At 67.8% G+C, this 23,674-nt stretch carries 19 protein-coding genes; 10 read left to right on the top strand and 9 right to left on the bottom strand.

Annotated elements, in window-relative coordinates; all coding sequences use genetic code 11:
* Positions 1 to 5 precede the first annotated feature (5 nt).
* The 3 genes from AC5P6E_RS13610 to rnd form a co-directional block, all read right to left on the bottom strand.
* A complete protein-coding gene (locus tag AC5P6E_RS13610; protein ID WP_029550696.1) occupies positions 6 to 2,078 on the bottom strand; it encodes a DUF4034 domain-containing protein in 2,073 nt (690 codons plus the stop codon).
* A 119-nt stretch (positions 2,079 to 2,197) separates the two neighbouring features.
* A complete protein-coding gene (locus AC5P6E_RS13605; RefSeq protein WP_010486571.1) occupies positions 2,198 to 2,929 on the bottom strand; it encodes a hypothetical protein in 732 nt (243 codons plus the stop codon).
* Positions 2,930 to 3,133: 204 nt separating this feature from the next.
* Positions 3,134 to 4,213 (bottom strand): ribonuclease D, encoded by a 1,080-nt coding sequence (rnd, locus tag AC5P6E_RS13600; RefSeq protein WP_329834932.1) that lies wholly within the window; start codon positions 4,211 to 4,213, stop codon positions 3,134 to 3,136.
* Positions 4,214 to 4,297: 84 nt separating this feature from the next.
* Here rnd and AC5P6E_RS13595 point away from each other — a divergent pair, with 84 nt between their 5' ends.
* Both AC5P6E_RS13595 and AC5P6E_RS13590 read left to right on the top strand, forming a co-directional pair.
* Positions 4,298 to 6,184: a formylglycine-generating enzyme family protein gene (locus AC5P6E_RS13595; protein ID WP_049409147.1), complete on the top strand. Its 1,887-nt coding sequence runs from the start codon at positions 4,298 to 4,300 to the stop codon at positions 6,182 to 6,184.
* An 89-nt stretch (positions 6,185 to 6,273) separates the two neighbouring features.
* Positions 6,274 to 7,170, top strand: a complete 897-nt coding sequence (locus tag AC5P6E_RS13590) for a M48 family metallopeptidase (protein WP_057504369.1) — start codon at positions 6,274 to 6,276, stop codon at positions 7,168 to 7,170.
* Between the two features lie 540 nt (positions 7,171 to 7,710).
* Here AC5P6E_RS13590 and xseA read toward each other — a convergent pair.
* Complete coding sequence (xseA, locus tag AC5P6E_RS13585) at positions 7,711 to 9,042, bottom strand: exodeoxyribonuclease VII large subunit (protein WP_057503873.1); 1,332 nt, start codon at positions 9,040 to 9,042, stop codon at positions 7,711 to 7,713.
* Positions 9,043 to 9,086: 44 nt separating this feature from the next.
* The gene (gene queG, locus AC5P6E_RS13580; protein ID WP_227200080.1) at positions 9,087 to 10,157 is read right to left on the bottom strand and encodes a tRNA epoxyqueuosine(34) reductase QueG; all 1,071 of its coding nucleotides are present in this window, start codon (positions 10,155 to 10,157) and stop codon (positions 9,087 to 9,089) included.
* A 23-nt stretch (positions 10,158 to 10,180) separates the two neighbouring features.
* Between queG and AC5P6E_RS13575 the strand changes: the two genes are divergently transcribed.
* The 6 genes from AC5P6E_RS13575 (at position 10,181) to AC5P6E_RS13550 (ending at position 17,802) form a co-directional block, all read left to right on the top strand.
* The gene (locus AC5P6E_RS13575; RefSeq protein ID WP_312662942.1) at positions 10,181 to 11,665 is read left to right on the top strand and encodes an NAD(P)H-hydrate dehydratase; all 1,485 of its coding nucleotides are present in this window, start codon (positions 10,181 to 10,183) and stop codon (positions 11,663 to 11,665) included.
* The gene (gene tsaE, locus AC5P6E_RS13570) at positions 11,662 to 12,144 is read left to right on the top strand and encodes a tRNA (adenosine(37)-N6)-threonylcarbamoyltransferase complex ATPase subunit type 1 TsaE (protein ID WP_312662941.1); all 483 of its coding nucleotides are present in this window, start codon (positions 11,662 to 11,664) and stop codon (positions 12,142 to 12,144) included. Before AC5P6E_RS13575 ends, tsaE begins: the two co-directional genes overlap by 4 nt.
* Before the next feature lie 82 nt (positions 12,145 to 12,226).
* Complete coding sequence (locus tag AC5P6E_RS13565) at positions 12,227 to 13,795, top strand: N-acetylmuramoyl-L-alanine amidase (RefSeq protein WP_311068650.1); 1,569 nt, start codon at positions 12,227 to 12,229, stop codon at positions 13,793 to 13,795.
* 203 nt (positions 13,796 to 13,998) lie between these two features.
* Positions 13,999 to 15,906: a DNA mismatch repair endonuclease MutL gene (gene mutL / locus AC5P6E_RS13560; RefSeq protein WP_019336846.1), complete on the top strand. Its 1,908-nt coding sequence runs from the start codon at positions 13,999 to 14,001 to the stop codon at positions 15,904 to 15,906.
* A gap of 11 nt (positions 15,907 to 15,917) precedes the next feature.
* Positions 15,918 to 16,847 carry a DUF1684 domain-containing protein gene (locus AC5P6E_RS13555; protein WP_043400900.1) on the top strand — a complete coding sequence of 310 codons (930 nt, stop codon included), beginning with the start codon at positions 15,918 to 15,920 and terminating at the stop codon, positions 16,845 to 16,847.
* A 1-nt stretch (position 16,848) separates the two neighbouring features.
* A complete protein-coding gene (locus AC5P6E_RS13550) occupies positions 16,849 to 17,802 on the top strand; it encodes a TraB/GumN family protein (RefSeq protein ID WP_312662994.1) in 954 nt (317 codons plus the stop codon).
* Positions 17,803 to 17,877: 75 nt separating this feature from the next.
* On the opposite strand, the gene phaR is transcribed toward AC5P6E_RS13550, so the two are convergent.
* The 3 genes from phaR to gluQRS form a co-directional block, all read right to left on the bottom strand.
* The gene (phaR, locus tag AC5P6E_RS13545) at positions 17,878 to 18,417 is read right to left on the bottom strand and encodes a polyhydroxyalkanoate synthesis repressor PhaR (RefSeq protein WP_032130258.1); all 540 of its coding nucleotides are present in this window, start codon (positions 18,415 to 18,417) and stop codon (positions 17,878 to 17,880) included.
* Positions 18,418 to 18,601: 184 nt separating this feature from the next.
* Entirely contained in the window at positions 18,602 to 19,342 is a 741-nt protein-coding gene (gene phbB / locus AC5P6E_RS13540; protein ID WP_010486596.1) for an acetoacetyl-CoA reductase, read from the bottom strand.
* Positions 19,343 to 19,359: 17 nt separating this feature from the next.
* A complete protein-coding gene (gene gluQRS, locus AC5P6E_RS13535; protein ID WP_329834941.1) occupies positions 19,360 to 20,280 on the bottom strand; it encodes a tRNA glutamyl-Q(34) synthetase GluQRS in 921 nt (306 codons plus the stop codon).
* Positions 20,281 to 20,373: 93 nt separating this feature from the next.
* Here gluQRS and htpX point away from each other — a divergent pair, with 93 nt between their 5' ends.
* On the top strand, positions 20,374 to 21,240 hold the full coding sequence (gene htpX / locus AC5P6E_RS13530; protein WP_019336842.1) for a protease HtpX: 867 nt from the start codon (positions 20,374 to 20,376) through the stop codon (positions 21,238 to 21,240).
* A 651-nt stretch (positions 21,241 to 21,891) separates the two neighbouring features.
* Here htpX and AC5P6E_RS13525 read toward each other — a convergent pair.
* On the bottom strand, positions 21,892 to 22,719 hold the full coding sequence (locus AC5P6E_RS13525; RefSeq protein WP_005417749.1) for an inositol monophosphatase family protein: 828 nt from the start codon (positions 22,717 to 22,719) through the stop codon (positions 21,892 to 21,894).
* A 120-nt stretch (positions 22,720 to 22,839) separates the two neighbouring features.
* Here AC5P6E_RS13525 and AC5P6E_RS13520 point away from each other — a divergent pair, with 120 nt between their 5' ends.
* Positions 22,840 to 23,610: an RNA methyltransferase gene (locus AC5P6E_RS13520; protein ID WP_010486603.1), complete on the top strand. Its 771-nt coding sequence runs from the start codon at positions 22,840 to 22,842 to the stop codon at positions 23,608 to 23,610.
* Positions 23,611 to 23,674 lie beyond the last annotated feature (64 nt).

Genomic DNA, 23,674 nt, shown 5'->3' with positions numbered 1-23,674 from the left:
TTGCTTCAGACTGCGGTAAGGTCGCTGTCCTGGCTGCGCTGGCCGAAGGTCAGGGCCCAGGTGGCGCTGTCCACCTGCTGGCGGTCCTGCGCCTGCTGCTTGCGTGCGCGGCTGGCACCGAACCAGCGACCTTCGCCATTGATCAGCGGCGCCATGCGCACCACATCCACATACTCCGGATCGATCTCGCTGGCGCGTTGCAGCCAGGTCAGCGCCAGGAAGGCGTTGGCCGGCACGCCGTTGCCGAAGTGGTAGACGTCGGCCAGATAGCCGGCCGCCCACAGCTTGTCGTCGTCATCGCCGCGCCACCACAGCGGGATCAATGCGCGCTCGACCGCTTCGCGCTTGTGCGCGTCGTTCTCGCCATCCAATGCCAGGCAGGCCAGGTTGCGGCAAGTGGGGGCCCAGACGCGTTCACCGGTTTCCGCTTCATCCAGGCAGCGCAGATACAGCTCACGCGCGCGGGCTTCGTTGCCGGCGCCACCGGCAGCGACCAGGCGCACGCCCAGGTTGTAGGTGGCAATCAGGTCGCCGCCATCCACCGCGCGTTCCTGCCAGTACGCGGCCTTTCCCGCATCAACGAACTGCGGCTGGTCACGGCCACCCAGGCGGCCCTTGTACAGGTCGCACAGTGCCGACATCGCGCCGGCGTCGCCATCGTCGGCCATGCGCTGCAGCAGCGACAGGCCGGCGGCCTGTGATACATCGCAGAACAGGTTGGCCGCGAACGTGACTGCCGAGGTGTTCTCCCGCGGGGCAAGTTCCAGGGCGCGCTGCAGCAGGGGCGCGGCACGTGCCGGGTCGGCGGTCTGGCCGAGCAGTCCATGCTCGATGGCGGTGGCCGCCCAGAGCAGGCCGATCGCGGAATCACCTTCGCGTGCCGCGTAGTCCACCACCTGGGCGAACAGCGCTTCGGCACCATCGACGTGGGCAAACCAGGCGCAGGCCTCGAGATTGCTGAGGCCTTCATGCAGGACCATGTCGCGGTCCAGCGTCCAGGCCTGCTGCAGGTCCTCGAACACCGCCTGCATATGCTGGGCGTCCCACCGGACGTCGTTCTCGACATCCTCACGGCGCCCGAGCCGGTAGCGCAGTCCGGCACGCTGGGTCAGCACCTCCGCGCGCAGGGCGCGGTCCAGGTGCCAGTCGAGGATCTGCGCGTAGGCGTGCTCGTGCGCCGCGACGGTTTCGCTGTCGTCGCGCTGTGGCAGCTCGGCCAGCCAGTCCTGCGCCTTTCGCCAGCGCAGCGCATTGCTCTGCGTCAGATCAAGGCCACGACACCAGCTGCCCTCGATGAACTCTTCCATCGCCTCGTGGCTGCCGCCCCAACGCGGGTACAGGAAATACAGGGTGCTCTCCAACGTGCTCAGGTCGTCGGGGCGCTGCTCCAGCACCAGCCGCATCCAGTACGCCAACGGCGCATCGAAGTCGTCCTGGCTGCGTTCGCGCAGCAGCGGCGGCAGCGTGGCGGGCAAGGCCTGCAGCGGTGCACCGAAGCGCGACAGCAGCTGCAGTGCCTGCGGCCAGGCCTGCGGATAGTGCTCGGCCAGCGCGGCATCATCGGATTCCGGCGGCTGGCCGGCCTGCAGCGCACGCAGCCAGTTCGGTTCGCGCAGGTAACTGATGATGCGTTTGATGCCGTCCAATGCCAGTGCGGGCCGTGGCGACAGCGCGGTCGCCTGCAGGTAAGCATGTACGGCATGGTCGCGGGCCAGCTGTGCGGCCAGCCACTGGCTGTCCTCCACCAGTGCGGCCACGTCGGCGCTGCGCAGTTCACCGGCAGCGTCCTGCCAGCAGGCGCCCAGGCGCAGCCAGGCGTAGTAGCTGCCGGGGGTGGCCGAGGCCCACTGCTGGGCCTGTTGCAGGCGCGCTTCCAGCGTCAGCGTGGCGTCGTGCAGGTTGCGCAGCCGCCAGCGGATGCCCGGCAACGCATTCTTTCCCTGCAGCCAGACCAGCTCATGCGGAGCAAGCAACGCATCCAGTTCGGCATAGCGCCGCTCCTGCAGTGCGGTACGCGCCTGCACGCGCCAGGCGAGGTCTTCGGGAGAAAGCCCGTCTTTTGCAAATCCGTTTGTCATTGATGCAATCCAGCGAGTACGAGGCGGGACATTAGAAGCACGGTCGTTACCGGCGGCAAGCAGGACATGCGGCTGCCATGTCGGTGGCATTCAGCAGGAGCCTTGCTTGAGGCAGAGATTCAATCCGGATCGGCTTCGTCATTGTGCAAGGCTTCTCCATGGACCTGATAGCCCGCTGCACGCAGATGTTCCGGCCAGGGCGGCGTCGCCATTTCCTCCAGTGCCATCGACAGCCGCGAGGCGAGATGCAGGGGGGGCGCATCCAGCCAGTCAAGATAGGCGTCGCTGTGGATGAGTGCGCGCAGCGCGGCGCGGTCGTGCCATTGGGAGGGCGGCAGCAAGGCGAATCCCGTCACCCGGAACAGGCGTTCGCGTTGCGGATTGTCCATGTGCAGCGGAAATGCAAGCAGCAGCTCGGGCCGGTAGGCGAGGGTGCCCTGGCCCTGTCGCCACGCCTCGATTCCGGCGCGATCCGCGCCGGGCACGGCGCGGTCCAAGGCCAGCCCGCCACCGGCTTGGAAATAGCCGTGCATCAGGGCATGCGGATGCAGCGAGGGTTCGAGCTTGTCCTGCTCACTGGCAGCGGGGTCCTGTTCGATCAGGCGTGCCGACAGCGCGAGGTAGTGAACCGAACGGGCGAGATCCAGTCCGCCGGTCAGTGCCGCGTAGGCGTTGAGCTGGCTGCTGCGATCGATGCAGGGGCGCTGCTGCGCGTCATCGGCGACCTGCTGCGCGAGAGCGAGGTAACGTTCTGCCCCTTGTGGATCCTTGAACAGCGCACGGTAGCGCTGTGGTTCCCGCATCACTTCGATGGCGGCCTCACGATCGCCACGCGACAGCGCATCGTGCATGTACTCGAGTCTCTGCACTACAGCAACTCCATGGGAGGATGGACAGGACGCCGGGTACGCTGCTTTGACCGTGGCGGTGCTGCCGGCCAGCAGCAGCGAGCCGATTATCCATCGTGACATGCCGGAAGAGGGCCATGCAGGCATGCAGTAACGTCCTTGACGAGCATTGGCAGGGCCGCCCCGTGAGGCGGCCGACGCGGGTTGCTAGTTCGCCGGCAGCAGCGCCTGCAGCCGCGACTCCAGTTCCTGCTGGCGCCAGCCGGCCAGTGCGGCTGGCCATTGGCGGCGTTCCAGATAGCTTTCCAGATGCTTGCGCGATGCCAGCACGCCATCCGGCAGGCCCAGCTCGCGGCTGCGTTCGGCCACCGCGTCCTGCAGCTTCTTCACTACCTGCTTGTTGCTGTCGTTGGTGGGCAGTGCCAGCGGTGCCTCGGCCTCATCGGCCAGCGGCGTGGACAGTGCCTGCCAGACCGCGCCTGCCAGCTTGCGCGGTGCCTTCGGGAACTGCTCGAACAGCTTGCCCAGCGCAGTCTCGTCGGCCGGTGGCGTGCGCGCCAGGGTGGCGGCCAGTTCGTTGTCCAGGATCCAGCTTCGCGGGCGGTCGCTGTTGCGTGCCTGCACATCACGCCAGCGCAGCAGGCGCAGCAGGCGGTGCTGTGCGGCCGCGTCGAGGAACTGCGCCGAGCGCATCGCCAGATGCGGCCAGCGGTCCTCATCGTTGGCGACGCTGGCCAGCAGGCGCTCGCCATCGTCGTGCAGCCACTGCTGGCGGCCAAGCGCCTGCAGCTTGGCATCAATGGCGTCATGCAGCGCGAACAGGTGCTCGACATCGTCGGCGGCGTACTGCAGCTGCGACTCCGAAAGCGGGCGGCGCATCCAGTCCGAACGGGTTTCGCCCTTGGCCAGGGCGACGCCGGTGATTTCCGCCACCAGCTTCTGGTAGCCCATGCCGCCGCCGATGCCGGCCAGCGCGGCACCGATCTGGGTGTCGAACAGTGGTCGCGGCAGCACGCCGCACGCCCACTTGAAGGCGACCAGGTCTTCGCTGGCGCTGTGCATCACCTTGATGATGGATTCATCGGCCAGCCACGGTGCCAGCGCCTCGGTCATGCCGGGAATCAGCGGGTCGATCAGCAGGATGTCCTGCCCGACCGCCATCTGCACCAGGGCCAGCTGCGGCCAGAAGGTGCGTTCACGGATGAATTCGGTGTCCAGGCCGATGCGGGTCGGGCGCTGCTGGAAGTACGCATCCAGCTCGGCGGGGGTGGTGATCCAGGTTGCCACGGTTCAGGGCCTACTACTCGGGTTTGCTCAGGCAGGGGAGAATAGCCTAACGTCGGTGCGCGTCCGTGCCGAAGGAGGCTCCGCTTGCGTTTTCCGTTGTCGTCCGCGCTGTGCACCGCCCTGGCCATGGCCCTGGCAGGCTGCACGCCGTCGCCCCCCACGGCAGTGGACCGGAGTGCCGGGGAGGAGGCGCGCCCGTCCGCGAACGCAGACAGCGACGAGCGCCCGCAGGCCGGGCAGGGCAGCGTGACCATCGCCGGTGAGGATGCCGCCGAGGATGTACAGCAGTGGACGCCGCCGCGGGTGGACCGCCAGGGCCGCAGCCTGGCCCAGTTGCGCCGCGCGGCCGGGCAGGCCTTCACTGAGGGCCGGCTGTATGAGGATGCCGATGCCGCCATTCCGCTGTGGCTGGCAGTACAGGAAGAGGACCCGGATGACCGCCAGGCCCGCCAGGGCCTGCAGCGTGCCCGCCAGCGCCTGCAGCAGCAGGCGGATGCGTTGCTGGTGCGGCCGCTGAAGCAGCGCGAGGCGCTGGCCGAGGCCAGCCGCCAGGCGCTGGTGCTGCTGACCCTGGCGCCCAAGGACGAGAAGGTACGCGCACTGCAGGGTCGGGTGGAGCTTGCCCAGCGGGTGGTCGCTTACAACCGCGCCGGTGAAGAGGACCTGCGCGCGGACCGGATCGGCGAGGACGGGGATGGCGCCATCGGCAACTTCCGCGAGGCGCTGGCACTGGACGAGAACAACAGCCGTGCACGGCAGGGACTGGCCGCGGCCGAAAGCGGGTTGATCCGTCGTGCCGAGGACGCTGCTCGCACGCGCGATTTCGCCAGCGCGGGCACCTGGCTGGCCGAAGCCAGCAAGGTGCGCGACTCGTCGCCGACCATTGCCGACGCGTTCGAGCGCATCGAGCAGATCCGTGCGGCGGCATTGCTGCAGTTGCGCGATGACGGCCTGCGCGACCTGTCCACGCCGCAGGGCCTGAAGCCGGCACGCGAGAAACTGGCCGAGGCCCTGCGCATCGCCCTGCCGGGAGACGCGGTGGTGGCCCAGCTGCGTGAGCGCATCGACCTGGCCACCCACTACGGCAGCTTCCGCCCGGGACAGGTGTTCAGCGACGCCATGCGTGATGGCGGACGCGGTCCGCAGATGGTGGTGGTGCCGCATGGCGGTTTCCAGATGGGCGCCGGTGATGCCGAACCGGGTTCGAGCGATGCTGAGCGACCATCGCACTATGTGCGCTTTGATCGAGGCTTCGCGATGGCGATCACCGAGGTCACGGTCAGCGATTTCCAGCGCTACGTGAAGGCGACCAACGCGCGCCCCCGGGCGACGCGGCGTGGCCATTCGGTGGTCTATGACGAACGCAGCGGCAATTTCATCCGCCGCAGCGGCGTGGACTGGCGCTCGGATTACGACGGTGGCCGCGCGATGGCCAATTCGCCGGTGATGCACGTCAGCATCCGCGATGCCGAAAACTATGCGGCGTGGTTGTCCGAGCAGACCGGGCGCAGCTACCGGTTGCCCAGTGAAGCAGAGTTCGAGTACGCGCTGCGCGGCGGCAACAGTGGTCGCTACCCCTGGGGCGATGCGGGCACGCCGCCGCCGGGCAGCGGCAATTTCACCGGCAGCAAGGATGTGTCGCCGTCCGGGCGGCATTGGCACAACGCCTTCATCGGGTATGGCGATGGCTGGTGGGGGCCGGCACCGGTAGGGAGTTTCCAGGCCAATGCCTTCGGCCTGCACGATATGGGCGGCAATCTCAGCGAATGGGTGGCCGATTGCTGGCATGCCAGCTACCGGCGCGCGCCCTCCGATGGCGCCGCCTGGTTCAACCCGGGCTGTCGCGCACGGGTGATCCGGGGGGGCAACTGGGCCAATGCGCCGGAGCAGACCCGCGCCGCCTGGCGGCAATCCCAGGACTCGGATACCACCAACGCGCGCATCGGCTTCCGCCTGGTACGCGGTATCTGATCGGCAGCCGGCTTCACCCGTTGCTGGCATCGGCGCACTAAGATTGCGCCGTGCCCGCCGGCCGGCGGGGCCTGCTGGAAGCCGACCCGATGCGCAACGATCCCTTTTCCCGCCCGCCACAAGGCCCGCAGCGCCGCGGCCTGTTCGGCAACATCCGCTGGTGGGTGCTGCTGCTGGCCGCCGGCTACGCGGTCTTCTACTGGTTTTCCAACCGCACGGTGGATCCCTATACCGGCGAGAAGGTGATGATCGACAGCAGCCTGGACGCGCGCCAGGAGACTGCTTTGGGGCTGCAGGCCTACCAGCAGATCCTGTCGCAGGAACGGCCGATGGACCCCAATGCACCGATCGCGCGTGATGTGCGTGACATCGCCCAGCGCCTGATCGCCAAGGTCGATGTGGTGGAGACCGCGCTGGCCCAGGAGCATGGCGTGCAGCCGGCGCACTTCGCGCGGGATTTCCAGTGGGAAGTGAACGTGATTCCGTCCGACCAGGCCAATGCGTTCTGCCTGCCGGGCGGCAAGATGGCGGTCTACACCGGGCTGGTGCCGGTGGCGCGCACCCGCGATGCGATGGCGGTGGTGATGGGCCACGAGATCGCGCATGCGCTGCTGCGCCATGGTGCACAGCGCATGGCCCAGCAGAAGCTGACCCAGATCGGGCAGGTGGCCGGCGCCGCCAGCGGCATGGATGCGCAGCAGCAACAGATGATGATGTCAGCGATGGGCTACGGTTACCTGTTGCCGTATGCACGCAGCCACGAGACACAGGCCGACGAAGTGGGCCTGATGCTGGCGGCGGCGGCGTGCTTCGACCCACGCGAGGCGGTGCCGCTGTGGCAGCGCATGGGCCAGGCCAGTGGTGGCCAGTCACCACCGGAGTTTTCCTCGACCCACCCGAACCCGGGCACCCGCATCCAGAACCTGCAGGCGCTGATGCCGAAGGCACTCGAGTACCGGCAGAAGTTCTGCGAGCAGGCAAAGTAGAGGGTGTTCGGCAGGGCTTGCAGCCCTGCACCTGCCGAAGCCAGAGCAACAGCAACCGCCGAAGCAAAGGCTGGCTATCCGTGGGATGGCGGGGTGGGTCCGGTTGCGGGAGACGCCGTAAACCCGTCCATGGGGGCTTGGCCGCGGCATCCATGCCGCGGACACTCCCGCAACCGGACCCACCCCGCCTTCGACAGATTTCTGCGACCTGCTGTAGATCCACGCCATGCGCGGATGCTTTTCGATCTCGATTCGAAATATTCGATTCCGATGGAGATTCATCCACACATGCGTGGATCTACCGTGTCGACCAAGGTCGACACCTACCAACAGCCACCGGAATCTGTCAGAGGTGGGGCGGTGTCGGAGTGCGGGGTGTCAGCCGCATGGATGCGGCTGCCAAGCCTACAAGGACGTACTTGCGGCGTCCCCGCACTCCGACATCGCCCCGCCATCCCACGGAATGCCTGCTTTTGACGTTGACGTTGCCTTGGCTTGAAGCCTCTGTGGGTGCAGGGCGCAGCCCTGCCGAACAACCCTCTACTTGACCTGCACGTCGATCACGCCGTCGCCGACGCGCGCCTGCAGCGCATCGCCAGGCTGCACCTGATCGACCTTCCGCACCAGAGTGCCGTCGTCGCTGCGGGTGAGGATGCTGTAGCCGCGAGCCACGGTCGCCAGCGGGCTGACCGCTTCCAGCGAACGCGCCAGCCCGCGCAGGTGCAGTGCATCGCGTTCCAGCAGGCGCTGCATTGCAGCCTGCGGACGCCCACGCAGGGCGGCGAGGCGGCGCTGCATCGCGTCGAGCTGGCGCTGCGGATGGTGCCCGCGCAACACCGCCGCTGCATGGCGCAGGCGTGCGGCACGGCGTTCCTGCTGCTGATTGAACGCGGCATGCAGGCGCCGGCCCAGGTCCAGCTGGCGGCGACGCAGCAGATCCAGCCTGGCCTGCGGGCTCTGCGCGTTGAGGCGCAGCAGCGCACGGTCGGCACGCTGCATCGCCTGCTGCATCGTGTGCCGCTGCAGCTGTACCATGCGTGCCGCCGTGCGGCGCAGGCGCAGCGCCAGTTCGCGCTGGTCCGGCACCAGCAGTTCGGCGGCCACCGACGGTGTCGGCGCGCGCAGGTCGGCGGCGAAGTCGCTCAAGCTGAAGTCGGTTTCGTGGCCCACCGCCGACACCACCGGGGTGCGGCTGGCGGCGATCGCACGGGCCAGTGCTTCATCGTTGAAGGCCCACAGGTCTTCCAGTGAACCGCCGCCGCGGGTCAGCAGGATCACGTCGTAGCGACCACTGGCATCGGCGGCCTGCAGCAGGCGGGTGATCTGTGCAGCGGCGCTGCTGCCCTGCACCAGGGTCGGCAGCAAGTCCACTTCCAGCAGCGGGAAGCGGCGGGCCAGCACGCTCAGCACGTCGCGCACGGCGGCGCCGGTAGGCGAGGTGATCACTGCCAGGCGCTGCACGTGCGCGGGCAGCGGCCGCTTGCGCGCCGGGTCGAACAGGCCCTCGGCCTCCAGGCGTGCCTTCAGCTCTTCGAAGGCGCGGCGCAATGCGCCTTCGCCGGCTTCCTCCATGTGGTCCAGCACCATCTGGTACTCGCCACGAGCGTCATACAGGGTCACCTTGCCACGCACCAGCACGCGCATGCCTTCGCGCGGCACGAACTTCAGGTACTGCGCCTTCATCCGGAACATCGCCGCGCGCAGCTGCGCGCGTGCGTCCTTCAGGGTGAAATACAGGTGCCCGGAGGAAGGGCGGGCCACGCTGCCCAGCTCGGCCTCGACCCAGATCGCCGGGAAGCTGCCTTCCAGCAGGTCGCGGGCCAGGGTGTTGAGCTGGCTGGGGGTGAGGATGTCGTTGTTGCGTGGCTGCATGGGAACGGCGTGCTGCGGGTGGAGCGGGTGCTCAGGATCGCACGTCAGCGCGCCGTGTGCTGGCCCAGTCCCCACTGCACGTGTTCACGCACCAGCGGCGAGGGATCGTCGATGCGGGTCTGCAGTGCAGCGAGCGCTTCGACCGAAGAGGGGGCATTGCCCAGCGCCACGGCGATGTTGCGCAGCCAGCGCTCATGGCCGCTGCGCCGGATCGGGCTGCCTTCGGTGCGGCGCAGGAACTCGGCTTCATCCCAGGCGAACAGCTGGTCCAGCCGCGCGGTATCGAGGTTGTTGCGTGCGCGGAAGTCGGCTTCGTCGGTGCGCTTGGCGAACTTGTTCCAGGGGCACACCAGCTGGCAGTCGTCACAGCCGTAGATGCGGTTTCCGATCAACGGCCGCATGTCTTCGGGGATGGCACCGTTGTGCTCGATGGTCAGGTAGGAGATACAGCGCCGCGCATCCAGGCGCTGCGGGCCGGTGATGGCCTGGGTCGGGCAGACATCGATGCAGCGCGTGCAGGTACCGCAATGTGCAGTGGCCGGAGCATCGATCGGCAGCGGGATATCGATGTAGATCTCGCCGATGAAGAACCATGAGCCGCCATGACGGTCGATCAGGCAGGTGTGCTTGCCGATCCAGCCGAGACCGGCATTGCGCGCCAGTGCGCGTTCCAGCACGGGGGCCGAATCGACGAACACGCGGTAGCCCAGCGGTGCCACTTCATCGTTGATCTGCGTGGCCAGCTTCTGCAGGCGGTTGCGCATCAGCTTGTGGTAGTCGCGGCCCAGCGCGTAGCGGGCCACGTAGGCACGTCCCGGGTCGGCCAGGGTCGCCCAGGCTTCGGTGTCGTCCTTGTGGCTGTAGTCCATGCCTACCGAGATCACCCGTACGGTGCCGGGCAGCAGCTCCGCCGGGCGCGCGCGCAGGGTGCCGTGGCGCGCCATCCAGTCCATCGTGCCGTACAGGCCCTGGCCCAGCCAGTCGGCCAGGTGCGCTTCATCCTCGCCCAGCTCGATGCCGGCGATGCCGCAGCGCTGGAAGCCATGCGCACGGGCCAGTTCGCGGATGCGCTGCACGGCCTGGGCCGGATCGACAGGGGTGGGGGCAGGGGACATGTGCACCAGTATAAAATCCCTGCATGGCCAACCTCGCCGATCTGTTCGATTCTGCTGCCGCGCGTGCGCTTGATGCGCAGGCCTCGGCACTGGCTGCCGAGGGCGGCTGGGGCCTGATGGCGCAGGCCGGCCAGGCTGCCTGGCAGTGCCTGCTGCAGCACTGGCCGCAGGCGCGGCGGATCGGCGTGGTGGTCGGAGCGGGCAACAACGGTGGCGATGGCCATGTGCTGGCCCGCCACGCGCTGCAGGCCGGGCGTGAGGTGATGGTGATCGCCTTGCCGGGGAAGTCACCGTCAACCGTGCTGGCACAGCGTGCGGCATCGGAATTCAAGTCCGGCGGCGGCACCATCACCGATTTCGACGGCGCGCTGCCCGAGGCTGATATCTGGGTCGATGCCCTGTTCGGTCTGGGCTTCGATCGCGCGCCGGAAGGCGTGGCGCAGGCGCTGATTGTCGCGCTCAACGCGCAGGCGGTACCGGTATTGGCGCTGGACGTCCCCAGTGGCGTCGATGCCGATCGCGGTGCCGTACCGGGCGTGGCCGTGAAGGCCGCTTTGACCCTGCAGTTCATCGTGCCGCATCGCGGGCTGTATACCGGCGACGCGCTGGATCATTGCGGCCAGAAGGCGCTGGCGCCGCTGCAGCTGCCCGCGGCCGCACGGCAGGGCGTGTCACCCGCCGCGGAGCACTGGACCCAGGCCCGCTTGCCGGCACTGCTGCCGCCGCGCCGCGCCAACACCCACAAGGGCGAATCCGGGCACGTGCTGTGCGTCGGCGGCAACCATGGCAGCGGCGGCGCCATCGCCATGGCGGCCGAGGCCGCTTTGCGTGCGGGCGCGGGATTGCTGAGCCTGGGTACCCGCCGCGATCACGTCGGTCCGTTGCTGGCGCGCCTGCCGGAGGCGATGACCCATGCGCTGGAAGACGGCGATGTGCTGCCGGCGCTGCTGGACAAGGCCAGGGTGGTCGCGATTGGCCCCGGTCTGGGCCAGGACGAATGGGCGCTTGCACTGTTTGCGCGGGTGCTGGCCAGCGCCAAACCGCTGGTGGTCGACGCCGATGCGCTGAACCTGCTGGCGCAGGATCCGCGCGCGCTACCGGACGCCATCCTTACGCCACATCCGGGCGAGGCCGCGCGCCTGCTCGGCTGCAGTACCGCTGACATCGAGGCTGATCGCTACCGCTGTGCGCAGGCGTTGGCCGAACGCTTCCACGCCGTGGTGGTGCTGAAGGGCGCAGGCAGCATCGTGACGGCCCCCGGGCAGGCGCCACGGCTGATCGGTGCAGGCAATCCCGGCATGGCCGTGGGAGGCATGGGCGACCTGCTCACCGGCATCATTGCCAGCCTGCGCGCGCAGGGGCTGGCCGCCTTCGACGCTGCCGCCGCTGGTGCACTGCTGCATGCGCTCGCGGGCGACGCCGCGGCCGCCGATGGCGCGCGCGGCCTGCTTCCTACTGATCTGCTGTCGCCGTTGCGGCGACTGGCCAACCCGGAACTCTCTCGATGATCGATTTCTTCCTTGCCGACAGCGATGCCACTGAACTGCTCGGGCAATGGCTGGCGGCCACCCGGCCGCCGCAGGCGCTGGTCGAACTGCGCGGCGAGCTGGGCGCCGGCAAATCCACCACCGCCCGCGCACTGCTGCGCGCGCTGGGCGTGCAGGGCGCTATCCGCAGCCCCACCTACACCCTGGTCGAGCGCTATCCGCTGGCCAGTGGCGGTGAGGCGTGGCACTTGGACCTGTACCGCATCGGCCAGGCCGGTGAGCTGGATTTCCTCGGCCTGGACGAGGGCAGCGCGGTGCTGTGGCTGGTGGAATGGCCGGAACGCGGCGCCGGCGCGCTACCGCCGACCGACCTGGTGGTGGCGCTGGAGATCGAGGGGCAGGGGCGTCGCGCGCGTCTCACTGGAGTAAGCGACGTCGGACATGAATGGCTGAAGCGGCTTCCCAAGGGGGGCGACTTGCAGGCCATTTCTGTCGGCTGACGAGAACAAAGACCGGCAGGTTACGGATTATTAAGGAAAAAGGTGTTGCATTCCGTTCAGCGCGGTGATTGAATCCTGAGCCATGCGCCCGGGGAACCGTCTCATCGCTATCTGTGCCGCCGTCGGACTGAGTCTGGCGAGCGTCAGTGCGTGGGCCGGTGAAGTCCGCCAGGTCCTGCTGAATACCGGCGCTACCGGCACCCGTGCCGAAATCTCGCTGGTCGGCAGTGGCGGCTACAAGACGCTTTCTCTGGCCGGTCCGAACCGCCTGGTGGTCGATTTCCCCGACTCCAGCGCCATACGCAACCTGAAGATGCCGGCTGCGCAGGGCGTGGTTACGGCGGTGCGTACCGGACAGCCGGTGCCGGGCACCTTCCGTGTCGTTTTCGACCTTGCTGAATCGGTGGCGCCGTTCCGCCCACAGATGCAGCGCGAGGGCAATGAATCCAAGCTGGTGATCGAATGGCCGGGCGATGGCCCGGCCGTGGCCGCCAGCCGTCCTGCAGTGACGCCGGCGGTGCAGCCACAGGCACCGGTCAACACGCCTCCACCGACGCCGACGCCGGCGGAGAGCGCGCAGTCGCGTTCCGATGCTGCGCGTGCCACCGCGCTGCTGACTGCCCAGGTTCGCCAGCAGGCCAGTGCCACTGCCGCCGCGCCGGCCACGCCCACCCCGGCGCCGTCCACTGCACCGGCCCAGGTCGCGGCGGCCGGTACCGTGGCCAGCAGCTCGCCTTCTTCGTCGCCGGCCGCGATCCTGGCTGGACAGCGCACCGCAGCGGTGGTGACCACGCCGCCGGCTACGGTGCCTGCACCGGCACCGACGCCAGTGGAACCGCCGCGTCCGGCCATGCCCAGCGATGCGTCGCGCATCCGCATGCAGGCTGGCATGCGTCATCTGGTGGTGGCCATCGATCCGGGTCACGGCGGCCAGGATCCGGGCGCGATCGGCCCGACCGGCAAGCGCGAAAAGGATGTCACCCTGGCGGTGGCGCGTGAGCTTGCCCGCCAGGTCAATGCGACGCCGGGCCTGAAGGCGTACCTGACCCGCGACAGCGACGTGTTCATCCCGCTGCCGATGCGCGCGCAGAAGGCGCGTGCGAACAAGGCCGACATCTTCATTTCGATCCATGCCGACGCGGCCGAAAACCGTTCGGCCACCGGTTCGTCGGTATACGTGCTGTCGACCAAGGGCGCCTCTTCGCAGCGCGCCCGCTGGCTGGCGGACAAGGAAAACGCGGCCGACCTGGTCGGTGGCGTGCGCCTGCAGCAGACCGAAGGCACGCTTGCCAACGTGCTGCTGGATCTGGCCCAGAGCGGCTACATGAAGGCGTCCGAGGACGCGGCCGGCCACGTGCTGGGCGGCCTGAAGCGGATCGGCAACAACCACAAGCCGAACATCGAGCGCGCCAACTTCGCGGTGCTGCGCACCTCGGACATGCCGGCGATGCTGGTGGAAACCGCGTTCATCTCCAACCCGGATGAAGAGCGCCGCCTGATCGACCCGGCCTACCAGCGCAAGATCGCCGGTGCCGTGCTGGACGGTGTGCACACCTTCTTCAGCCGCCAGCCGCCACCGGGCACGTTGTATGCCGCCCGCGCCCAGGCCGAGATCGACGCAGCCGGCACCATGGCCGGCGGCAGCAAGTAACCCGCCGAAGGCGGGTTACTGCTTTCTGTAGAGTCGAGCCGCGCCCCATGACCGATGGGCGCCCTTCTGATGAACGCAACGCCATGCGCGCGGACCCTGCCGCTGGGCACGCGGGATGATTCATGCTCGACTGGGCCTTGCCGGTAGCCCGTCAGTCGAGCATGGCTCGACTCTACCCTCGGCCGCTCCGTTATCATCCCCGCATGACGTCTGCTACCCATCCGCGCCCGATCCGGCCGTTGCCGGAGATCCTCATCAACCAGATCGCCGCCGGCGAAGTGGTCGAACGTCCCGCGTCGGTAGTCAAGGAGCTGGTCGAGAACGCGATCGACGCCGGTGCCAGCCGCGTTGATATCGATCTTGAAGAGGGCGGTGTACGCCTGATCCGCATCCGCGACAACGGCAGTGGCATCGCACCGGAACAGCTGCCGCTGGCGGTATCGCGCCATGCCACCAGCAAGATCGCCGATCTGGACGACCTCGAATCGGTGGCCACGCTCGGCTTCCGGGGTGAAGCGCTGCCGTCGATCGCCTCGGTCAGCCGTTTCACCCTTTCCTCGCGTCGCGCACATGATGAACACGGTTCGGCGCTGCAGATCGAAGGCGGCAAGATCGGCGAAGTGACCCCGCGCGCGCATGCGCCGGGCACCACGGTAGAAGTGCGCGAGCTGTTCTACAACGTACCGGCGCGGCGCAAGTTCCTGCGCGCCGAGCGTACCGAGCTGGGCCATATCGAAGAATGGCTGCGTTCGCTGGCGCTGGCGCGGCCGGATGTCGAGCTGCGCGTGTCGCACAACGGCAAGGCCTCGCGCCGCTACAAGCCGGGCGATCTGTATTCCGATGCGCGATTGGCTGAAACGCTGGGCGAGGATTTCGCCAACCAGGCCGTGCGCGTCGACCACAGTGGTGCCGGCCTGCGCCTGCACGGCTGGATCGCGCAACCGCATTATTCGCGCGCCAGCGCCGACCAGCAGTACCTGTACGTCAACGGCCGTTCGGTGCGCGACCGCAGCGTCGCCCATGCGGTGAAGATGGCTTACGGCGACGTGCTGTACCACGGCCGCCAGCCGGCCTATGTGCTGTTCCTTGAGCTCGACCCGACCCGCGTTGATGTCAACGTGCACCCGGCCAAGCACGAGGTGCGTTTCCGTGATTCGCGGCTGGTGCATGATTTTGTCTACCGCACGCTGAAGGATGCGCTGGCCGATACCCGTGCCGGCATGTCGGCGCAGGACATCGGTGCCGGCTCCGCGCATCCGGCGGATGCAGGTGCGGCATCGATGGTCTCCAGTGCGGGCGCCTCCGGTTTCGGTCTGGTCCGCGGTGCCGCACCGGGTGCCGGTTCGAGTGGCGGCGGTGGTGGATTCTCTGGCTGGCGCCCGCAGCAACCGCTGGGGCTGCAGGTGGCCGATGCTCCGGCTGCCTATGCCGCGCTGTATGCCGCACCAGCCGGCGCCGAGCGCGGTGCTGCGCTGCCGCCAATGCCGACCGAGAACGGACTGCCGGTCACCAGTGCCGACGCAGGCGTGCCGCCGCTGGGCTACGCGATCGCGCAGCTGCATGGCATCTACATCCTGGCCGAGAATGCAGAAGGCTTGATCGTGGTCGATATGCATGCCGCGCACGAGCGCATCGGTTACGAGCGCCTGAAGAACGCGCACGACGGTATCGGCCTGCAGTCGCAGCCGCTGCTGGTGCCGATCACGCTGGCAGTGGGCGAGCGTGAGGCCGACACTGCCGAAAGCGAAGCCGACACACTGGCGGCGCTCGGCTTCGAGGTGACCCGCGCCGGCCCCGGATCCCTGCATGTGCGCAGCATTCCAGCGCTGTTGGCGCATGCCGAACCGGAAGGGCTGCTGCGCGACGTGCTGACCGACCTGCGCGAACACGGCCAGAGCCGGCGCGTGGCCAGTGCGCGCGATGAACTGCTGTCGACCATGGCGTGCCATGGTGCGGTGCGCGCCAACCGGCGCCTGACCGTGCCGGAGATGAACGCGCTGCTGCGTGACATGGAAATCACCGAGCGGTCTGGCCAGTGCAACCACGGCCGACCGACCTGGGCCCGTTTTTCGCTGGCGGAGATCGACCGCTGGTTCCTGCGCGGACGTTGAGGGGAGCATCGATGCGTTATCGGGGAGTGGGCGGCCTGCTGGCCGCTCTGGTATTGGTTGCCTGCAGCCCGGCGACACCGCCGGCGCCGAAGGTCACTGAAGATCCGGCCTACGCGGCCACGCAGCAGCAGTGGCGGGTAGCGCGCTACCAGGATCTGACCCGGCCGGACGGTTGGACAGCGCTGGTCGGCCTGCACTGGCTGCAGAACAAATCGCACTTCGTCGGCAGCGGCGCGACCAATGGCATCCGCCTGGCGGTTGGGCCGGACAAGCTGGGCCTGCTGCGCCGCGAAGGCAGCCAATGGTGGTTCACACCTGAGGCCGGCGTTGACGTCAGCCATGACGGGCAGCCGGTGCGCGGCCGCATCCGTGTCGACACCGACAAGGATCCGCAGCCGACGCTGCTGGCCTTCGATGGTGGCAAGGGGCAGCTCAGCATCATCCGCCGCGGCCCGCGCGATGCGCTGCGGGTCAAGCATGCCGATGCGCCGGCACGCCGAGATTTTGCAGGACTGGAGTACTGGCCGGGTGGTCCTGACTGGCAGGTGCAGGCGCGCTTCATCGCGCACTCGCCGGGCAAAACCCTGCCGATCGTCGATATCACTGGCCTGACCACCGAGATGCCCAACGCAGGCGCGGTCGAGTTCCAGCGTGATGGCCGCAGTTGGCGGCTGGAGGCGATTGGTGCGCCCGGTCAACCGCTGTTCCTGATCTTTGCCGACCGCACCAGTGGCCGCGGCAGCTATCCGGCCGGGCGTTACCTGGATACCGATGCGCCGGCAGCCGATGGCACGGTACGCATCGATTTCAACCATGCCTACAACCCGCCGTGTGCGTTCACCGCCTACGCGACCTGCCCGTTGGCGCCGCCGGAAAACCGGCTGGACCTGCGCGTGGAAGCGGGCGAGAAGGCTTACCACCTGCCTGAAGGAGAAGGCTGATATGCCGATCAGATCCCTGTTGCGTACCGCCGTTGTACTGGTGGCCTGTGCGCTGGCACCGCTGGTTGCAGCGCGTACCGCGCAAGCCGACATCGCTGGCGCAGCGGTGGCCAAGCCGCCGGTGCCGTTGCTGTGGAAAGTGACTGGGCCGGGCGACTCGCGCCTCTACCTGCTCGGTTCCTTCCACCTGCTGAAGCCGCAGGACTACCCGTTGTCGCCCGATGTCGAACAGGCGTTCGAGGCCTCGCAGCGGGTCGTGTTCGAACTGTCGCCGGAAGACATGCAGTCGCCACAGCTGGCCAGCCGCATGGTGCAGGCAGCGGTCCGCACCGATGGCAGCGAGCTCAAGCGTGACCTGGATGCTGCGACCTGGCAGAAGCTGGAGGTGTTCGCTGCCGAGAACAAGCTGCCGCTGGCGCAGATGCAGGGCATGAAGCCGTGGTTTGTCGGCCTGAGCATTTCGGTCGGGCAGATGCAGAAGCTGGGCCTGGACCCGGCACTGGGCCTGGACCGCCACTTCATGGAGCGGGCGCAGAAGACCGGCCGCAAGACCGAGGGGCTTGAAGACATCGACACCCAGATCGGCATGCTCGACGGAATGACGCTGCAGGAACAGCGGCAGATGCTGGCCGAAGCGCTGGACCAGGCTGGCAAGGCCGACGAGCAGGCACGCCAGCTGCATGATGCCTGGCGCCGGGGTGACGAGCGCCTGTTGTGGACCAGGATGGCGGCGGAAATGCGCCAGCAGTATCCACAGCTTTACCAGCGCATCAATACCGGCCGCAATGACGCCTGGGTGCCGAAGCTGCTGCCGTACCTGCAGGCCGGGCAGGGCGGCACGCTGGTGGTGGTGGGCACGCTGCACCTGCTGGGCAACGACGGCGTGGTCGAGAAGCTGAAGGCGAAGGGTTACAAGGTCGAGCGTGTATGCACGGCGTGCAAGGCGAAACGCTGATGTATCGCTGACGCGATTCAAGCAAAACGGCGCGCCAGGGGGCGCGCCGTTTTTCTTATCAACCGTTGCTGCAGCTCAGCGGCGGGTCTTGCCGCCGGTGCCGGTGCCCGGTTCGTTCGGCTTGTTGCCGGTACCTGCGCCGGTTCCCGTTCCGGTGCCGCCCGGGCGCGGGCCGCCGAAGCCCGTGCCCATGTTGCGCTGGAATTCCTGCCACAGCTCCAGGTTGCGCTCGGTCAGCTGGTTCATCATCGCCCATGGGGTCTGCCCCAGCAGGTTGCCCATCTGCTGGCGGAACTGCTGCTGCTGGTCGAGGAAGACCTGCATGCTGCGCTCCAGGTAATTGCCCATGAAGCCCTGCAGGGAATCGCCGTAGAAGCGGATCAGCTGGCTCAGCAGCTGGGTGGACAGCATCGGTTCGCCGTCCTGTTCCTGGTCGGCAATGATCTGCAGCAGGACCGATCGCGTGAGGTCGTCGCCGCTCTTGGCGTCGCGGACTTCGAAGTCTTCACCGTCCAGGATCAGCTGGCGCACGTCCTCGATGGTGATGTAGCTGGAGATCTCGGTGTCGTAGAGACGGCGGTTCGGATACTTCTTGATGATGCGGGTCGCAGCCATGAAGCGGTACTCGTCACAGTAGACGCGCAGCATGGCGCAGTGCAGCAGCCGTTGCAACCGCCTCAGCCCCCGCCAGGCTTGGCTTTCGGCGGCGATCATGTTGCGCAACAAGGGTTTGCGTGCTGCGCAGCATGACTCTTGGCAGGGGCCCGGCGGCGATCGCCGCGAGGGTCCCCTGCGCGGCTTACCAACCCATATGGTGGCCGCCGTTGATGTCCAGGTTGCTACCGGTGATCCACGAGGCTTCGTCGGCAACCAGGAACGAGACGCCGTAGGCGATTTCCTCCGGCTTGCCGAGGCGTCCGGTGGGGATATCGGCGATGATCTTGGCGCGCACTTCCTCCGGAACCGCCATCACCATGTCGGTGGCGACGTAGCCGGGCGAAATGGTGTTGACGGTAATGCCGAAGCCGGCGTTCTCGCGCGCCAGCGAGATGGTGAAACCGTGCATGCCGGCCTTGGCCGCCGCGTAGTTGGCCTGGCCGTACTGGCCCTTCAGGCCGTTGATCGAGCTGATCTGGATGACCCGGCCCCAGCCGCGGCGGCGCATGCCCTCGATGACCGGACGGGTGACGTTGAACACCGAATTGAGGTTGGTATTGATCACATCGTGCCACTGGTCCGCGCGCATGCGATGGAACGTGGTATCGCGGGTGATGCCGGCGTTGTTGACCAGGATCTCGACCGGGCCCAGCGCGGCTTCGACCGCCCGCACCAGCGCTTCGGCGCTGCCCGGATCGGAGACATCGCCCGGGAAGATCGACACGCTGTAGCCGCGTTCGGTCATCGCCTGCTGCCAGGCGCGGGCCTTGGCCTCGTCGCGGTAGTTGGTGGCGACCCGGTGGCCCTGGTCGGCCAGGCGTTGGCAGATGGCGGTACCGATGCCGCCGGTTCCGCCGGTGACCAGTGCGACGCGAGATGTCATGGAGTGCTGTCCGGGTATCAGGTGGGGGAAGGGTGATTCTGCAACATCGGCGCGGAAAGTGCGCCGGCTGGCAGCAGGATGTCGGTACGTGGCAGCCGCGCTGGGTCGAAGGCATTCCGAGCGGCCGCCAGCAGCGTGTCCAGATCGTGCGCAGGTTCCAGCGCTTCAGGTGCTTGGCCGAGCAGTTGCCAGAGCTGGCGCAGCACGCGCAGCGGGCGCGAACTGTCCACCGGCAGCGCCGCCAGCGACTTGGACAGCTTGTGGCCCGGGGCATCGAGCAGCAGCGGCAGGTGCCAGTAGCGCGGTACCGCCAGTCCCAAGGCCTGCTGCAGCAGGATCTGCCGTGCCGTGGAGTCGAGCAGGTCGGCACCGCGCACCACTTCGGTCACCCCCTGCGCGGCGTCATCGACCACCACCGCCAGCTGGTAGGCCCAGCAGCCATCGGCGCGGCGCAGCACGAAGTCGCCGACCTCGGCATGCACGTCCTGCTGCTGCGGGCCGCGCAGGCCATCGTCGAAGTGCACGATGCTGCCCGGTGGCACGCGGAAACGGACGGCGGGGTCCGGTCGCGGTTGCCGGGCGACGCAGTGATGGTGGATGCCGCCGCTGGCGGCCAGGTCGCCGCGGCTGCAGTGGCAGACAAAGGCCTGGTCGCTGGCGAGCAGTACGTCCAGCGCAGCCTGGTAGGCCTCGCCGCGCGCGCTCTGCCAGAAGATCGGGCCATCGTGGACCAGCCCGAACGCCGTCAGTGCCTGCAGTTGTGACTCGGCGGCACCGGGCACGGTGCGCGGCGGGTCGACGTCTTCGATGCGCAGCCGCCACAGGCCGCCGTGATGGCGCGCGAGCAGCCAGCTGCCGAAGGCGGCGAGCAGGGATCCGGGGTGGAGCAGGCCGGTCGGCGAGGGCGCGAAGCGGCCGCAGGGAACATTGGCGGTCATGCAGGCTGAATCGTCGGTCAGGTTGGCGCTTGAATTCAAGCTGACCACACCGCAAATTGACCGGTATCGACCCCTTCCGAGCCGGATTTTCCCATGTTTACCCGCATTGCCCTGTTCCTGGCGACCAATTTCGCGGTCCTGATCCTCGCCAGCATCGTGATGTCGCTGACGGGAACCGACCCCAGCAAGATGAGCGGCCTGCTGATCATGGCCGGCATCTTCGGTTTCGGTGGCTCCTTCATCTCGCTGCTGCTGTCCAAGTGGATGGCCAAGCGCTCCACCGGTGCGGTGGTGATCACCGAGCCGCGCAACCAGACCGAGCGCTGGCTGCTGGCCACGGTCGAGCGTCAGGCCAAGGCGGCCGGCATCGGCATGCCGGAGGTGGCGGTGTATGAAGGCCCGGAGATCAACGCCTTCGCCACCGGCGCCAACCGCAACAACGCGCTTGTCGCGGTGTCCACCGGCCTGCTGCACAACATGAGCGAAGATGAAGCCGAAGCGGTGTTGGGCCACGAGATCGCCCACGTCGCCAACGGTGACATGATCACCATGGCGCTGCTGCAGGGTGTGCTGAACACCTTCGTGATCGTGCTGGCGCGCGTGGTCGGCGGCATCATCGACAGCGCGCTGTCGGGCAACCGCGAAGGTGGCGGCCGCGGCTTCGCCTACTACATCATCGTGTTCGTGCTGGAGATGGTGTTCGGCCTGTTCGCCACGATGATCGCGATGTGGTTCTCGCGCCACCGCGAGTTCCGCGCCGATGCGGGTGGTGCCTCGCTGGCCGGCCGCCAGAAGATGATCGCCGCGCTGGAGCGCCTGCAGCTCAACCACGGCCAGAGCACGCTGCCGACCCAGATCGCGGCGTTCGGTATTGCCGGTTCGACGGCGAAGAAGCTGTTCATGAGCCACCCGCCGCTGGAAGAGCGCATCGCCGCGCTGCGGGCTTCGACGGTGGCGTAAGCTTCTGCTTTCAAGGTAGTGCAGGAACGCCTGGCCGCGCGCCGGGCGTTTTTGTTTGTGCGCCGACGCATTGGTGGCGCCGGGCCATGCCCGGCGTATCGTTTCCGCGCCTGCGGAGAGGTGTCACTTTCTTTGCTCGTGCAAAGAAAGTAACCAAAGAAACACGCCGCCGGGGCGCGAGCCGTCGCTACGCGACGGTACCCTGCGCTTCTCGGCGAATCAGGGGGCGGTGCCGAACTCGCTTCGCTCAAACATCGGCGCCTCTTCGCCCCTGGTTCCCCTGCGATGCTCGGCTCGCTCAAGGCGGACCCAAGGTCAAATGCTACAGCTGCACCCCGTAGATTCACGCCATGCGTGGATGCTGTTGCTCTTGATCTTGACCTTCCAGTCCGCCTTCAAGCGAGCCGAGCACCGCAGGTCCGGCGAGGGCGAAGAGGTGTGGGTGTCTGAGCGCAGCGAGTTCCCGCACCGTCCCTCGGCGGGCCGAGGAGCGCAGGGCACCGGCGTGCGCAGCGCGTCGGCTCGCGGCCGGCGGAGCGTTTCTTTGGTTACTTTCTTTGCGCGCAAAGAAAGTGACAAGCACGATCACCGCGGATACGAAAACGGCACCTTCGCAGGTGCCGTCTCCATGAATCGCTTTTACACGGAATCTCAGAACTTCGCGTCGAACTCCGCCGCGTAGCCGGTGTTCACCAGCACCTTCTGCAGCGACTCGGCCACCTTCAGGTTGCCGGCCACGATCTGGTGGGTCTCCGGGCCGCGGTTGTCCATGCGGCCCAGGGTCGCGCCCTTGAAGTCGCAGACCTTGCCGCCCGCCTCGCGGACCAGCAGCAGGCCGGCAGCGATGTCCCATGCCTTCACCCCGGCTTCGAAGTAGGCGTCCGCACGGCCGCAGGCCACATAGGCCAGGTCCAGTGCCGCCGAACCGGTACGGCGGATGTCCTCGCCGTGCACCAGCAGGGCGTCGACTGCCTTGAGCTGGGCGCTGGCGCGGGAACGCTCGCGCGGGGCGAAGCCGGTGTGGATCATCGTGCCTTCCAGATCCTTGCGGTCGGCCACGCGGATGCGGCGGTCGTTCAGCACGGCACCCGCGCCACGGCTGGCGGTGAACAGTTCATTGCGCAGCGGGTCGAAGATGACCGCATCGGTCGGCTCGCCGTTTTCGACCAGGGCGATCGACACGCAGTAGTGCGGCACGCCGCGCAGGTAGTTGCTGGTGCCGTCCAGCGGGTCGATGACCCACATCTGGCGGCGCTCGCCCTGCACGCCACCTTCCTCACCGAAGATGCCGTAGTCCGGGTAGGCGCGCTTGAGTTCCTTGACGATGACCTTTTCCGCGTCCGCATCCACTTCGCTGGCGTAGTCCATCCGGCCCTTCTGCACCACGTTCAGTGCCTCGAGCTTGTTGATGTTGCGCAACAGGACGTTGCCGGCGAGGCGGGCGGCCTTGACCATGACGGTTACGGCGGGTTTCTGCATGGCGTGGGCTCCCGGAAAGGCAGAAGAGATGGACTGGCGGGGGAAAAGAGCGGGTCCGGCGCAGTGGCCGGCCGCACAGTTTACCATTGGTCATCGTCCAGCTCGACCTTTTCCCTGTTCATGTCCCAGTTTCCCGCCGCCACCCGCCTCCGATTCGTCCTGGTCGGTACCCAGCACCCCGGCAACATGGGGGCCGCCGCCCGTGCCCTGAAGACCATGGGCCTGGCCCGCCTGGTACTGGTCGCTCCCGAAAAGCCGCTGGACGAGGAGGCCTTCCGGCGCTCGGCCGGTGCCGAAGACGTACTGGGGGACGCCCCGGTGGTGGCGACTCTGGCCGAGGCCGTGGCTGACTGCCGCCTGGTGCTGGGCTGCACCGCCCGTGCCCGCCGTGTCCAGCTGGAGGAGTACCTGCCGGCCGATGCCGCTGCCCGCGCGGTGGCCAAGGCCGGCGAGGGTGCCGAGGTGGCGCTGGTGTTCGGCCGTGAGCGCACCGGCCTGACCAACGAGGAACTGCAGCTGTGCCATGCAGCGGTGCACATCCCGTCCGACCCGGAGTTCAGCTCGCTCAACCTGGCTGCTGCCGTGCAGGTGCTGGCCTATGAAACGCGCATGCAGCTGCTGGGTGCGCAGCCTGCAGCCGACGCCGAGCCGGGCTTCCGCGAACAGGCGGCCAGCCACGAGCAGATGGAGAGCTTCTTCGCCCAGCTTGGCGACACGCTGGATGAGATCGATTTCCACAAGGGCCGCGCCCCGGAATCGGCGATGCGCAAGCTGCGCCGCCTGTTCCTGCGCAGCGAACCCAGCGAGCAGGAAGTGCGCCTGTTGCGCGGCATCCTCGCCGACACCCAGCGCATGGCGCGACTGGCACAAGCGGGCAACAAGGACAGCTGACGACGTTCTCATTTTTTCGGGTAGTCTGTCTGGATACCCAGGGGGGATGAAGCCTGTGTCGGGT

This window comes from Stenotrophomonas sp. YJH_SMC_16, from assembly GCF_059367875.1.
Note: the sequence above shows the minus strand (reverse complement) of the source record. Positions and strands in the feature narration are given on the sequence as shown.